The organism is Bradyrhizobium sp. YR681 (genome assembly GCF_000282615.1).
GTDB lineage: Bacteria > Pseudomonadota > Alphaproteobacteria > Rhizobiales > Xanthobacteraceae > Bradyrhizobium.
The window spans coordinates 1-13,313 of record NZ_AKIY01000226.1; the positions used below are offsets into that span (position 1 = coordinate 1).

15 protein-coding genes are annotated in these 13,313 nt (G+C 65.5%); 11 read left to right on the plus strand and 4 right to left on the minus strand.

Annotation, left to right across the window (positions count from 1 at the left end; genetic code table 11):
* The 5 genes from PMI42_RS23945 to PMI42_RS23965 form a co-directional block, all read left to right on the plus strand.
* Positions 1–1,159: response regulator (locus PMI42_RS23945; protein WP_008138860.1), on the plus strand; the 1,159-nt coding region annotated here is incomplete at its 5' end.
* Between the two features lie 27 nt (positions 1,160–1,186).
* Positions 1,187–1,657 carry a chemotaxis protein CheW gene (locus PMI42_RS23950; protein WP_008138862.1) on the plus strand — a complete coding sequence of 157 codons (471 nt, stop codon included), beginning with the start codon at positions 1,187–1,189 and terminating at the stop codon, positions 1,655–1,657.
* 73 nt (positions 1,658–1,730) lie between these two features.
* Complete coding sequence (locus PMI42_RS23955; protein ID WP_008138864.1) at positions 1,731–2,096, plus strand: response regulator; 366 nt, start codon at positions 1,731–1,733, stop codon at positions 2,094–2,096.
* A gap of 75 nt (positions 2,097–2,171) precedes the next feature.
* Complete coding sequence (locus PMI42_RS23960; RefSeq protein ID WP_008138866.1) at positions 2,172–3,365, plus strand: protein-glutamate methylesterase/protein-glutamine glutaminase; 1,194 nt, start codon at positions 2,172–2,174, stop codon at positions 3,363–3,365.
* The gene (locus PMI42_RS23965; RefSeq protein WP_008138868.1) at positions 3,362–4,234 is read left to right on the plus strand and encodes a CheR family methyltransferase; all 873 of its coding nucleotides are present in this window, start codon (positions 3,362–3,364) and stop codon (positions 4,232–4,234) included. Before PMI42_RS23960 ends, PMI42_RS23965 begins: the two co-directional genes overlap by 4 nt.
* Before the next feature lie 164 nt (positions 4,235–4,398).
* Here the strand turns inward: PMI42_RS23965 and PMI42_RS23970 are convergent, their stop codons facing one another.
* The 4 genes from PMI42_RS23970 to ctrA form a co-directional block, all read right to left on the minus strand.
* Positions 4,399–5,559 (minus strand): glutathionylspermidine synthase family protein, encoded by a 1,161-nt coding sequence (locus tag PMI42_RS23970; RefSeq protein ID WP_008138869.1) that lies wholly within the window; start codon positions 5,557–5,559, stop codon positions 4,399–4,401.
* Between the two features lie 3 nt (positions 5,560–5,562).
* Positions 5,563–5,949: a hypothetical protein gene (locus PMI42_RS40535; protein WP_008138871.1), complete on the minus strand. Its 387-nt coding sequence runs from the start codon at positions 5,947–5,949 to the stop codon at positions 5,563–5,565.
* 14 nt (positions 5,950–5,963) lie between these two features.
* Positions 5,964–6,368 carry a DUF350 domain-containing protein gene (locus tag PMI42_RS23980; protein ID WP_008138872.1) on the minus strand — a complete coding sequence of 135 codons (405 nt, stop codon included), beginning with the start codon at positions 6,366–6,368 and terminating at the stop codon, positions 5,964–5,966.
* 171 nt (positions 6,369–6,539) lie between these two features.
* The gene (gene ctrA, locus PMI42_RS23985; protein WP_008138878.1) at positions 6,540–7,241 is read right to left on the minus strand and encodes a response regulator transcription factor CtrA; all 702 of its coding nucleotides are present in this window, start codon (positions 7,239–7,241) and stop codon (positions 6,540–6,542) included.
* 430 nt (positions 7,242–7,671) lie between these two features.
* On the opposite strand from ctrA, the gene fliI reads away from it, so the two are divergent.
* The 6 genes from fliI to PMI42_RS24015 form a co-directional block, all read left to right on the plus strand.
* Positions 7,672–8,997, plus strand: coding sequence for a flagellar protein export ATPase FliI (gene fliI / locus PMI42_RS23990; RefSeq protein ID WP_008138880.1), 1,326 nt, complete (start codon positions 7,672–7,674; stop codon positions 8,995–8,997).
* Positions 8,998–9,118: 121 nt separating this feature from the next.
* Positions 9,119–9,538, plus strand: coding sequence for a flagellar export protein FliJ (fliJ, locus tag PMI42_RS23995; RefSeq protein WP_008138882.1), 420 nt, complete (start codon positions 9,119–9,121; stop codon positions 9,536–9,538).
* Positions 9,539–9,719: 181 nt separating this feature from the next.
* Positions 9,720–10,265, plus strand: coding sequence for a sigma-70 family RNA polymerase sigma factor (locus PMI42_RS24000; protein ID WP_008138884.1), 546 nt, complete (start codon positions 9,720–9,722; stop codon positions 10,263–10,265).
* A 37-nt stretch (positions 10,266–10,302) separates the two neighbouring features.
* Positions 10,303–11,349 carry an anti-sigma factor gene (locus PMI42_RS24005; RefSeq protein ID WP_008138886.1) on the plus strand — a complete coding sequence of 349 codons (1,047 nt, stop codon included), beginning with the start codon at positions 10,303–10,305 and terminating at the stop codon, positions 11,347–11,349.
* A gap of 237 nt (positions 11,350–11,586) precedes the next feature.
* On the plus strand, positions 11,587–12,546 hold the full coding sequence (locus tag PMI42_RS24010; protein ID WP_008138888.1) for a helix-turn-helix transcriptional regulator: 960 nt from the start codon (positions 11,587–11,589) through the stop codon (positions 12,544–12,546).
* 216 nt (positions 12,547–12,762) lie between these two features.
* The coding region (locus tag PMI42_RS24015; protein WP_008138890.1) for an NAD(P)/FAD-dependent oxidoreductase at positions 12,763–13,313 on the plus strand (551 nt) is incomplete at its 3' end.

The window sequence follows — 13,313 nt, forward strand, 5'->3', positions numbered from 1 at the left end:
GCTCTTGCCGCTGATCCACCTCAAGAAGCTCCTGAAGATCGACGACGGCGCCGCCTCCGATCCCGAGAACGGCTTCATCGTGGTCACGCAGGTCGGCAGCCAGACGTTCGGCATCGTCGTCGACGGCGTCTTCCACACCGAAGAAATCGTCGTGAAGCCGATGTCGACGAAATTGCGTCACATCGACATGTTCTCCGGCAACACCATTTTGGGCGATGGCGCTGTGATCATGATCATCGACCCGAACGGTATCGCCAAGGCGCTCGGCGCCGCCGGCTCCTCGGCCCATGACATGGGCGACGAGAACGGGGCGCACCACATCGGCTCGGGCGAGCAGACCACCTCGCTGCTCGTGTTCCGCGCCGGCTCGTCCCAGCCCAAGGCGGTCCCGCTCGGGCTCGTCACCCGCCTGGAAGAGCTCCCGGCCGACAAGATCGAGTTCTCCAACGGCCGCTACATGGTGCAGTACCGCGAGCAGCTGATGCCGCTCGTCGCCATGGAGAGCGTCACCATCGCAAGCCAGGGCGCCCAGCCGATCCTGGTGTTCGCCGACGACGGCCGCTCCATGGGCCTCGTCGTCGACGAGATCATCGACATCGTCGAGGAACGGCTCAACATCGAGGTCGGCGGCTCCTCCTCCGGCATTCTCGGCTCGGCCGTGATCAAGGGCCAGGCCACCGAAGTGATCGACGTCGGCCACTTCCTCCCGATGGCGTTCTCCGACTGGTTCACCCGCAAGGAGATGAAGCCGTCGATGCACTCGCAGTCGGTGCTGCTGGTCGACGATAGCGCGTTCTTCCGCAACATGCTGGCGCCCGTCCTCAAGGCCGCCGGCTACCGCGTCCGCACCGCGCCGACCGCGCAGGAGGGCCTCGCAGCGCTCCGTGCCCAGAGCTTCGACGTGGTCCTGACCGACATCGAGATGCCCGACATGAACGGGTTCGAGTTCGCCGAGACCATCCGCTCCGACAGCAATCTCGGCGCGATGCCGATCATCGGCCTGTCGGCGCTGGTGTCGCCGGCGGCGATCGAGCGCGGCCGTCAGGCCGGCTTCCACGACTATGTCGCCAAGTTCGACCGCCCCGGCCTGATCGCGGCGCTGAAGGAACAGACCGCGGGTGCCGCCGGCGCCTCCGAGCTGAACCGGGCCGCGGCGTAAGCAGGACAGGGACCAGGAGACACCAGGATGAGCAACAAGACGCAAATTGGCGAAGGCGCCATGGTCGAATACGTCACCGCGATGATCGGCGGCCAGCTGTTCGGCCTGCCGATCTCGCGGGTGCAGGACGTGTTCATGCCCGAGCGCGTCACCCGCGTTCCCCTGTCCTCGCGCGAGATCGCGGGCGTGCTGAACCTGCGCGGCCGCATCGTCACCGTGGTCGACATGCGCGCCCGTCTCGGCCTGCCCAAGCCCGAGGACGGCCAGACCCCGATGGCGGTCGGTGTCGACCTGCGCGGTGAATCCTATGGCCTCCTGATCGACCAGATCGGCGAGGTCCTGCGCCTGCCCGAGGCCGGCATGGAAGAGAACCCCGTCAACCTCGACCCCCGCATGGCCAAGCTCGCCGGCGGCGTCCACCGTCTCGACGGTCAGCTCATGGTCGTCCTCGACGTCGATCGCGTGCTCGAACTCGCCCCCGAGATGATGGCGGCCTGATACGCCGGCGCACCCGCCGACGTACCTGCAATTGGAAGTGCCCCCGCAAAGGGGGAAGGAAGCAGAGGTTCACATGCGAACTTGTCTCGTCGTTGATGATTCCAGCGTCATCCGCAAGGTTGCGCGCCGGATCCTGGAGGGCCTCGACTTCCAGATCCTCGAAGCCGAGGACGGTGAGAAGGCGCTGGAGGCCTGCAAGCGCGGTTTGCCCGACGCGGTGCTGCTCGACTGGAACATGCCGATCATGGACGGCTACGAGTTTCTCGGTCACCTGCGCCGCATGCCCGGCGGCGACCAGCCGAAGGTGGTGTTCTGCACCACCGAGAACGACGTCGCGCACATCGCGCGTGCGCTGCACGCCGGCGCCAACGAGTACATCATGAAGCCCTTCGACAAGGACATCGTGACGGCAAAATTCCAGGAAGTCGGACTAATCTGAGCGACCGCCCGGAGGCTGGACGGATCCTTCGGCGATTGTTTTCAACTGAACCGTTTCAGTCTGAGTTGGTGAGTAATGAGTGTTGCGTTCGCAGGTAATTCGACTACGAGCTCGTCGCGCGAAGCCGGGCCGCTGCGGGTGATGATCGTCGACGACTCCGTCGTCATCCGCGGTCTGATCTCGCGCTGGGTCGGTGCCGAGCACGACATGGAGGTCGCGGCCTCGCTGCGCACCGGGCTCGAAGCGGTCAACCAGATCGAGCGCATCAATCCCGACGTTGCCGTGCTCGACATCGAAATGCCTGAGCTCGACGGCATCTCGGCACTGCCGCAATTGCTGGCGAAGAAGCGCGATCTCGTCATCATCATGGCCTCGACTCTGACCCGCCGCAACGCGGAGATCAGCTTCAAGGCGCTGTCGCTCGGCGCGGCCGACTACATTCCGAAGCCGGAATCCACCCGCGAGGCATCGGCTGCGGACATCTTTCATCACGATTTGATCCAGAAGATCCGCCACCTCGGTGCGCGGCTGCGCCGCAAGCCCGCGGTTGCCAGTCCGCCGCTCGCGCCTGCGAGCCCCGCCCCGGCTGCACGTGCACCGGTGGTCGCGCGGCCCGTCGCGTCCGCACCGGCCGTATCCGCGCCGTCGTCGGGGGCATTGTCCACGCGCCCGTTCTCGACCCAGGCGCCGAAGGTGCTGCTGATCGGCTCCTCGACCGGCGGCCCGCAGGCGCTGATGGCGCTCGTCACCGAGCTTGGCCCCGTCATCGACCGCTTCCCGGTGCTGATCACCCAGCACATGCCGCCGACCTTCACCACCATTCTCGCCGAGCATCTGGCGCGTGCGAGCCGCAAGCCGGCGGCCGAGGCGGTCGACGGCGAGCCGGTGAAGCCGGGGCGCATCTACCTCGCGCCAGGTGGCAAGCACATGCGCGTCGTGCGCAGCGGCGCGGACGTCGCGATCGCGCTCGACGACGGCCCCGCCGTCAATTTCTGCAAGCCCGCGGTCGATCCGCTCTTCACCTCCGCCATCGACATCTGGCACGGCGCCATCCTCTCCGTGATCCTGACGGGCATGGGCTCGGACGGCATGCGCGGCGGCAAGGACATCGTTGCGGCCGGCGGCAGCGTGATCGCGCAGGACGAAGCTTCCAGCGTCGTCTGGGGCATGCCCGGCGCGGCGGCCAATGCCGGCATCTGCGCGGCGATCCTGCCGCTCAACCAGATCGGCGCCAAGGTCAATCGCCTGTTCGCGGGAGACCGCGCGTGACGCCCGCAGATTACGACTATCTGCGCAAGTTCCTGAAGGAGCGCTCCGGTCTCGATCTCTCGCCCGACAAGCAGTATCTGGTCGAGAGCCGGCTGCTGCCGCTCGCGCGCAAGGCAAGCCTTCCTGGCATTCCCGATCTCGTGCTGAAGATCAGGAACGGCGACGGCCGGCTTGCATCCGACGTGGTCGAAGCCATGACCACCAACGAGACCTTCTTCTACCGCGACAAGATTCCGTTCGATCACCTGCGCGAGACCATCCTGCCCGGCCTGATCAAGGCGCGCGCGGCGCGCAAGTCGCTGCGCATCTGGTCGGCGGCGTCGTCGACGGGGCAGGAGCCCTATTCGATCGCGATGTGCATCAAGGAGATGGGCGCGGCCTTCGCCGGTTGGCGCATCGAGATCGTCGCCACCGATCTGTCGCAGGAGGTGCTGGAGAAATCCAAGGCCGGCCTCTACAGCCAGTTCGAGGTGCAGCGCGGCCTGCCGATCCAGCACCTGATGAAGTATTTTACGCAGGCCGGCGAGATCTGGCAGCTCAATGCCGACATTCGCGCGATGGTGCAGTTCCGCCAGCTCAATCTGCTGCAGGACTTCTCCCATCTCGGCACGTTCGACGTGATCTTCTGCCGCAACGTGCTGATCTATTTCGACCAGGACACCAAGGCGGTGATCTTCGAGCGCATGGCGAAGAGTCTGGAAGTCGATGGCACGCTGTTGCTCGGGGCCGCCGAATCCGTCGTCGGCATCACCGACGCGTTCCGCCCCATCGCGGATCGCCGTGGTCTCTACCAGCTCAACCCGGCGCGCTCCGGCCGCCCGATGGGTGGATTGATGCCGCAGCCGCTGAAGATCGCCGCGGCAAGGTGAACTTCTCTCCGTCATTCCGGGGCCGCGCGTAAGCGCGGAGCCCGGAATCCATAACCACAGGCCATCGAATGAGGTGGGTGGTCAGACGCGGGGCCGTTCGATCTGCCTGTGGTTATGGATTCCGGGCCCGCCCGCTTCGCGAGCGCCCCGGAATGACTGGGGCCTCACAAAATCGCATGCGGCAGGAAGCGCGATCGGTTGCCCGTGATCGGGCTCTCGTCTTCTCGGATCGACAATCCGCAGGGCTCGTGGTTCACCAGCCAGCTTCCGACCACCGGATAGAAGCCTGAAAAGTCCGGCAGCGGCGACAGCGCCTGCCGCACAAAGCCTTCTGCGCCATAAGGGCCCGTCTGCTCGTCCAGCGCCATTCCGCCGGACACCAGCGTGACGTTGGCGCCTTCGCGCGACAGCAGCGGCTTGCGGACGTAGGAGCTGCCGAGCCCGGCGGCGCGCGGATCGTCCTCGAAGAAGGCCGGCAGCAGGTTTGGATGGTTCGGAAACATCTCCCAGAGCAACGGCAAAATGCCCTTGTTGGAGAGCACCGCCTTCCATGGTGGCTCGATCCAGCGTGTGGCTGCGTCCTTGAGCTTCGCACCGAAGGCGTCCTGGAACATCCATTCCCAGGGATAGAGCTTGAAGGCGAGCGCGATGTCGCAATCGTCGAGATCGACGAAGCCGCCACCCTCGTCGCGCCAGCCGATCTGCTCGATGTCGAGCAGCCTTGTTGAAAGTCCCGCCTGGCGCGCGGTGTCCTCGAGATAAGCGAGCGTGCCGGCGTCCTCGTCATTGCCGGTGGTGCCGGCGAGATGAACATGCCGGCCGGCGGCAATCTCCTTCCACGCCGTGATCAGCCGTTCGTGGATGGAGTTGAACTGATCGGCCCGGGACGGGATGATGCGACGTTCGATGGCCTGTTCGAGCCAGGTCCATTGGAACACCGCGGCCTCGAAGATCGAGGTCGGTGTGTCCGCGTTGTATTCGAGCAGCTTTGCCGGCGACTTGCCGTCGAACTTCAGGTCGAGCCGGCCATAAAGGCTGCGGTCGTCGCGCTCCCAGCTGTCCGCGATCAAGCTCCAGAAAGCCTCCGGGATCTTGAGACGCCGCAGATGGCGCTCGTCGCCGATCACGCGGCCGGCGAGCTCCAGGCACATCGCGTCGATCTCGCCGGTCGGCGTCTCGATGCCGCGCTCGATCTCGTCGAGCGTGAAGGCGTAATAGGCGCGCTCGTCCCAATAGCGCTCGCCGCCAATGGTGTGAAAGACGAAGCCGCATTGCGCGGCGGTCTCTCGCCAGTCGTCGCGCTCGAGACAGGTGATGCGCCGCATGGATCAGCCGCCGCCCGAAAAGCCGTGGCCGAACGAGCCGAAGCCGCCGCGGCTCACGCTGCTGTGGCCGGAATCGGACGACGTGCTCGACGAGGAATGGCCAGATGAATCGCTGCTGAAAAAGCTCGATCGCGACGACCAGCGCGAGCCGCTGCTGCCGCCTGACGAACTGCTGCTGCTGCACGTCGTGGTCGTCTGCCCCGGCACGGCTCCGGGGGAGGGCTCGCAATGCTGCCGCGGCATCAGCGTGTAGGCGGTGGTGCCGACCGCGATCGTGCCCATCACCAGCAGCGCGACATGGCCGGAGCGCTTCACTTGAGGTCGCGGAGGCGGCGGCTCGGCCGGCGGCCGGCGCTTGCCGAACTGCTTGCTGGAGGGTTTCTCGGCCATATCAGTTGATCACGTCAGTAGATCATGCAGGCAGCGTTCAGCAGGCCCGCGGCAAGTGAGGACAAGCCGAGCCAGATCGCCGGGGCAAGCTCGCCGTCGGCGATCCGCGCCGACAGGTTCGGCACCGGCACCCGCACCAGGAAGAGCACGATGATCTGCACGATCAGCGCGATCGTCGCCCAGATCAGGCAGTCCAGCACATTGGCCGAATGCGCGATGGCGCTGACCAGCGGCGCCACGAAGCCGAGCAGGCTGAGGCCGAGCGCGATCGCCGCCGCCGGCTCGTTGTCGCGGATCAGCTGGAACTCGTTGTGGGGGGTGATGCGGGTGTAGACGAACAGATACGCCACGATCGCGACCAGGCCGGTGCAGAAATAGACCAGGAAGGCGGGCAGGCCGGCGAGTGATTGCAGGATCATCGTTCCCCCATCGTGCAGCGACCATTCGTCGGCGGGAGGAGGATAGCGGTTCAACGGCGGGGCGGCGATGAAGCCGCGTTGGCGTCCCCAAAAAACAAAACCCCGCCATTTGCGGCGGGGTCCAGGCTGGGAGGAGCAAGCCCTGACGGGCTCGCGGGTAAACCCAGAAGATCAGGCGGGAATGCGCTCTTCGTGCTCGTGCGGCTCGCGCAGCACGTAGCCGCGGCCCCACACGGTCTCGATGAAGTTGCGGCCTTCGGAGGCGTTGGCGAGCTTCTTGCGGAGCTTGCAGATGAAGACGTCGATGATCTTCAGCTCGGGCTCGTCCATGCCGCCATAGAGGTGGTTGAGGAACATTTCCTTGGTCAAGGTCGTACCCTTGCGGAGCGAGAGCAGCTCCAGCATCTGGTACTCCTTGCCGGTCAGGTGCACGCGCTGGCCACCGACTTCGACCGTCTTGGTGTCGAGGTTGACGACGAGGTCGCCGGTCTGGATGACCGACTGGGCGTGACCCTTGGAGCGGCGCACGATCGCGTGGATGCGGGCAACCAGCTCGTCCTTGTGGAAGGGCTTGGTCATGTAGTCGTCGGCGCCGACGCCGAGACCCTTGACCTTGTCCTCGATGCCGGCGAGGCCGGAGAGGATCAGGATCGGTGTCTTGATCTTGGAGACCCGGAGCTGCTTGAGCACGTCGTAGCCGGACATGTCGGGCAGGTTGAGGTCGAGAAGAATGATGTCGTAATCGTATAATTTACCGAGATCGACGCCTTCTTCCCCCAAATCGGTCGTGTAGACGTTGAAGCTCTCAGACTTCAGCATCAGCTCGATCGACTGCGCGACGGCGCTGTCATCTTCAATCAGCAAAACGCGCATGCCAGTTCCCCATAGTCGCCGCTCCTGGGCGTCAGGTCGGCCGCATTCGCGGCACTCAACAAAACGCCTTTGAACAACTGATTCGGATCCTGACAACAGATGGTTAACAAATCCTGATTCTGGAACGCAAGTCCCCTGGGTGCAATTTTTATCGAATCGCCCTAAGGTCTTGTGCGCGAAGCAGCTTTCGTTATCCGGTTCCGTTCAAGTTCCACTTTAAGAGACGGGCCTAACCGACTCCCGCGACTCAGCCTTCTTCTGAAGGGGAGCCACGCTCAGTCACAAAGACAGTGACGCAATGATTAATGATGCGGGTAAACACGAAGTTAAGCGCCGTTCAGAAATATGGCGAAACTTAAGGGTTTCGCCGTGAAGCCCCGGATTTCGCAGGCAACCACCTTAACGAAGGCCCTCCCATGAAGGCTGTTCCATGAAGGCCTTGGCCGAACAGATCGGCGATATCGACGGCGTCAACATCTATGGCCGCGTGGTCGGGGTCCGTGGCCTGATGGTCGAGGTGGCCGGCCCGATCCATGCGATGTCGGTCGGGGCGCGGCTCGTGATCGAGACCGGCGCCAACCGTTCCATCCCCTGCGAGGTGATCGGCTTCTCCGGCAACAACGCCGTCGTGATGCCGTTCGCCGGCCTCGACGGCGTGCGCCGCGGCTGCAAGGCCGTCATCGCCAATGCCGCCAACCAGGTGCGGCCGTCGATGGCCTGGCTCGGCCGCGTCATCAATGCGCTGGGTGAGCCGATCGACGGCAAGGGGCCGTTGCCGCAAGGGCCCTCGCCGATGCCGTTCCGCAATACGCCGCCGCCGGCGCATTCGCGCAAGCGCGTCGGCGCGCCGCTCGATCTTGGCGTGCGCGCGATGAACACCTTCCTGACCTGCTGCCGCGGCCAGCGCATGGGCATCTTCGCGGGTTCCGGCGTCGGCAAGTCCGTCCTTCTCTCCATGCTCGCGCGCAACGTCGATGCCGCGGTCAGTGTCATCGGGCTGATCGGCGAACGCGGCCGCGAGGTGCAGGAATTTTTGCAGGACGACCTCGGCGAGGAGGGCTTGGCGCGCTCTGTCGTGGTGGTCGCCACCTCGGACGAGCCGGCGCTGATGCGGCGGCAGGCGGCCTATCTCACGCTCGCGGTCGCCGAATATTTTCGCGACGAGGACCAGGACGTGCTCTGCCTGATGGACTCCGTGACCCGCTTTGCCATGGCCCAGCGCGAGATCGGCCTGTCCGCCGGCGAGCCGCCGACCGCCAAGGGCTATACGCCGACCGTATTCACCGAGCTGCCGAAGCTCCTGGAGCGTGCCGGGCCGGGCCTCGGGGAGGGCGCCATCACCGCGATCTTCACGGTGCTGGTCGACGGCGACGACCACAACGAGCCCATCGCGGATGCGGTCCGCGGCATCCTCGACGGCCACATCGTGATGCAGCGCTCGATCGCCGAGCGCGGCCGTTATCCGGCCATCAACATCCTCAAATCGGTCTCCCGCACCATGCCGAAATCGGCCGATCCGCAGTTCTGGCCTGTGATCCAGAAGGCGCGGGCGGTGATGGCGACCTATGCCGACATGGAGGAGTTGATCCGGCTTGGCGCCTACCGGGCCGGCTCCAGCCCGGAGGTCGACGAGGCAATCCGCCTGCACGAGCCGCTGGAAGCCTTCCTGCGCCAGCGCAAGGACGAAAATGCCTCACTTGCGGACGGTTACCGCCAGTTGGCGCAAATCCTCGGCAATTTGGAAACGGAACGCTAACTTTGTCCCGTCATCATCCTATCCCACAGAGTAGCAGAGCCGGTCTTGGCCCCCGTCGGGCCTGTGGGGAGACCGGTGTCGTCCCACGCGTAGCCATGGGACTTCTGGGGAGTACGAGTCGATGAAGTCACGTGATACCCTCATCCGCCTGAAGAAATTTCAGGTCGACGAGAAGCGCCGCCGGGTCACCCAGATCGAGACCATGATCGCCGACTTCCAGCGGATGTCGACCGATCTTGAACGCGAGATCACGACCGAGCAGGAGCGTGCCGGGATCAACGATCCCTCGCACTTCGCTTATCCGACCTATGCCAAGGCCGCGATCCAGCGCCGTGAGAACCTGACCCGCTCGGCCGACGAACTGAAGGGCCAGCTCGACGAAGCCAAGGCTGCTCTGGCCGAGGCCTTCGAGGAGCTGAAGAAGGTCGAGCTCCTCGACGAGCGCGACCAGGCCCGCGAGCGCGCCGAGGAAAACGCCCGCGAGCAGGCCGACCTCGACAGCATCGGCCTGATGCGCGCCCGCATCGGCGCCGTCGCCTGAAGACGCAAGCAGCGGTCAAACCGCCGAGATTTGCAGAACCCGGACCCGCAAGGTCCGGGTTTTCGCATTTGCTATCCACAGTGTGGCGCCCCCGCCCCTTGGTGATGGGCTTGGCCGCGCGCTATGGTAGCGCAGTGCCAGGGCCTGCGCGGAACGCGACGGGCCGTGCGTGGGGGGCTGAATGCTGACGCCAGCGGAGCTGGTCGGGCTGATTGAGGCGGTCGCCAAGGGCGATCAGGCCGCGTTCGAGCGTCTCTACGCCGCCACCCGTGCGAAACTCTATGGCGTGGTCCTCCGTATCTTGCGTCGACAGGATCTCTCGGAGGAGGTCATTCAGGAGACCTACGTCAAGATCTGGAACAGCGCGGGCCAGTTCAATCCGGCCTTGTCGTCGCCGATCACATGGATGGCGTCGATCGCGCGCAACCGTGCGATCGACATCGTGCGCAAGAAGACGGAAGTCTCCATCGAGGAAGAGCCTCAGGCGATGGAGGTTGCGGCCGACAGCCCCGATCCGCTGGCGCGACGCGAGATGACCGAGGAGCTGAAGCGGCTCCTGGAATGTGTCGGCCGGCTCGAGCCGGACCGTCAGAGGCTCGTGCTTCTCGCCTATTACAACGGCTGGAGCCGCGAGCAATTGGCGGAGAAATTTTCGGCGCCCGTCAACACGGTGAAGACGTGGCTGCGGCGCAGCATGTTGGATATCCGGGAGTGCCTCGGATTATGAGGGCTTGTTCTGTGAGGATGGTTCTGGACTGCATGTGATGGCCTACACGGAGGACCATATCGCGCTCGCCGCGGAATATGCGCTCGGTACGCTCGACGCCGGCGAGCGCGCGCAGGTCGAGACCATGATGGCGGTGGACAAGGCGTTCGCCGATGTCGTGCAGGCCTGGGCCTACCGGCTCGGCGTCCTCAACCAGATGGTCGGCACGATCGAGCCGCGTCCGATCGTGTGGGAGAACATCCGCTCCGAGCTCGCGCGGACGAACTTTGCGCAGGAGGCGCCGGCGCTGTCTGAAGTTGCGCCGCCGCCGCCCGTGCCGGAATCCTCTTCGTTCGAGCCTGTACAGCCGCAATCGTCGACGGATCGGACGGAGCAGCCGCAGCCGCCCGAGGTCGAGCAGCCCGGCACGGCGCCACCGACGCTCGATGCAATTCCGGACGTCGCGCCGATCTTCATGCCGCAGGTCCACGCGCCTGATCCCGAAGTCGTGCGCGCGCCGCCGCCGCCGGTCGCCGACAACAGCAACGTGATCCGGCTCGAGAGCCGCGTGAAGCGCTGGCGCACCATCGCATCCGCCGTAGGCGCGCTTGCGGCCGCGCTGCTGGTGACGCTGTCGCTCCAGATCTTCCAGCCCGAGGCGCTGCCGGGCGCATTGCGTCCGGCGCCGCGCATCCAGAGGGTCGAGGTCAAGACGCCGCTCACGGCGTCGTCGCAATATGTGGCGCTGTTGCAGGGCCAGGCCGGCGGTCCCGCCTTCATTCTCACGGTCGACGGTGCGACCAAGAATTTTACGGTGCGCAAGGTCGGTGCGACACCGGAGCCCGGCAAGAGCTTTGAGCTCTGGCTGATCTCCGACAAGCTGCCGCGCCCGCGCTCGCTCGGCGTGATCGGCGGCGGCGATTTCACCGCGCGTCCGGTGCTCGGCGCCTACGATGCCGATGTCGTCAACGGTGCGACCTACGCCGTCACCGTCGAGCAGGCCGGCGGCTCGCCCAATGGCGAGCCGAGCTCGGCGCCGGTCTTTACCGGCAAGCTGATCGAGACCGTGCCGCCGGCCCAGCCGCAGGTTCCGGCGAAAAAGTAGGTGCCGTAGCCCGGATGGAGCGGAGCGCAATCCGGGGACAGTATTCCCGCATGTCGCTACGCTCTTGCGGGCTACGAGCCTGCGTTCCTGTCGCCACGGTCCCTGCCGCCGTCGCATCCCGACAAGTCCCGCCAAATCCAGCTCCGATTTGAACCTCGATCCATTTCCCGGCGTCAAATGCCCGGAATTTGCAGTCGGCGCCGCCGATCATGGTGCCGGAGAGGGGCTAGAAAACAGATGGATGCAGCAAAAACGCCGGGCATCTTCGTCCACCAATATGCGGGGCTACCGCATGGTCCGGCTTTCGAACAATGGCGCGAGCGGGCTTTCGGGTCCTGCGGCCTCGACATCGGGCCGAGCCATGGCGACAGCATCGACTGCCGGCTCCAGATCAGCGTGGTCGACAATATCGCGCTGGCCATTCCGGAAGGCGCGTCCGCACAATACTCTCGTCACCAGAGCCACCTTGCCGACGGCAGCGACGATCTCGTGCTGATCGCTGCGCATGCGGGCCTGGTCCGCGTCGGGCAGAACGGCCATACCGTGGAGCTGGCGCCGGCGCAGATGGTGCTGGTCGACATGGCTGTCACCGGCACCGTCGGTCACAGCGACGAAGACCGCTTCACCAGCATCCGCATGCCGCGCCGCGCGCTGCTCGACATCAATCCGCGCGCCGAGGAGAAGCTCTCGCAGGTGCTGTCCGACGGCGCGGTCGCCGAGACCATCTTCCGCTATCACGCGCTCGCCGCCAATCACGCGCCGCATCTCGACGCCGTCGGCCAGCGCCTGACCGCGCAGCACATGGTCGATCTGGTCGGCCTCCTGATCGGCACCGATGCCGAGCACGCAAGCCTCGCGCGCGGCCGCGGACAGGCCGCGGCCCGCCTCGATCTCATGCGCGCCGACGTGATGGCCGCGCTCGGCCGCAACGAGCTCTGCCTGTCCGAGGTCGCGACGCGCTCTGGCCTGAGCCCGCGCCAGGCGCAGCGGCTGTTCGAGCAGGCCGGCACCACCTTCACCGAGTTCGTGCTGGAGCAACGTTTGCTGCTGGCGCGAAAACTGCTCGGCGATCCCCGTGCGAGGACGCGCAAGATCAGCGATATCGCGCATTCCTCGGGCTTCTCCGATCTGTCCTATTTCAACCGTGCCTTCCGCAAGCGCTTCGGCGCGACGCCGTCGGAGCTGCGCGAGGGCTAAAGCGTTTTCGAGCGAAGTGGATACCGGTTCGCGTGAAGAAAACGCGTCAAACCAAAAACCCAGAGCCCCGTTCCGATTTCATCGGAACCGAAAGGCTCTGAGCCGCGATTTTGTGCAGCGGGCCGCGCCGTCGCAGTTGGTCGATAGGGGCGGTTGCGCTATATTCATCAGCGCGGGCAGGCCGCAGGATTCCGTTGGAAAGCACAGTAGGCGGACATGGCGCGTATCGTCGTGCTCGGCGCCGGTTTTGCAGGCCTGTGGGCGGCCATCGGCGCCGCGCGCAAGCGTGACGAGATCGGTGCCGGCGGCGACATCGAGATCCGCCTCATCGATCGCAATCCCTATCACAACATTCGCGTGCGCAATTACGAAGCCGACCTCGGCGAGGTTGCGCTTCCGCTGTCGCAATTGCTCGATCCGGTCGGCGTCAGCCACGGCATCGGCGAGGTCGAAGCCATCGATCCGGCGCGGTGCGAGGTGTCGATGATCACCAGCGGCGGCGATGAGACCCTGGGCTACGACCGGCTGGTGCTCGCGCTCGGCAGCGAAGTGATGCGTCCCGACATTCCCGGGCTAGCCGACCATGCGTTCGATGTCGATACCTATGCTGCGGCACTGCACCTCCAGGATCATCTCGCCTCGCTTGGGCGTAGCGCGCCGTCGCCGGGCCGTTCGACCGTCGTCGTGGTCGGTGCCGGTTTCACCGGTATCGAGGTTGCAGCCGAGATGCCGGGCAGGCTGGCGCGCGCCGGCATCACCGGCAGCCG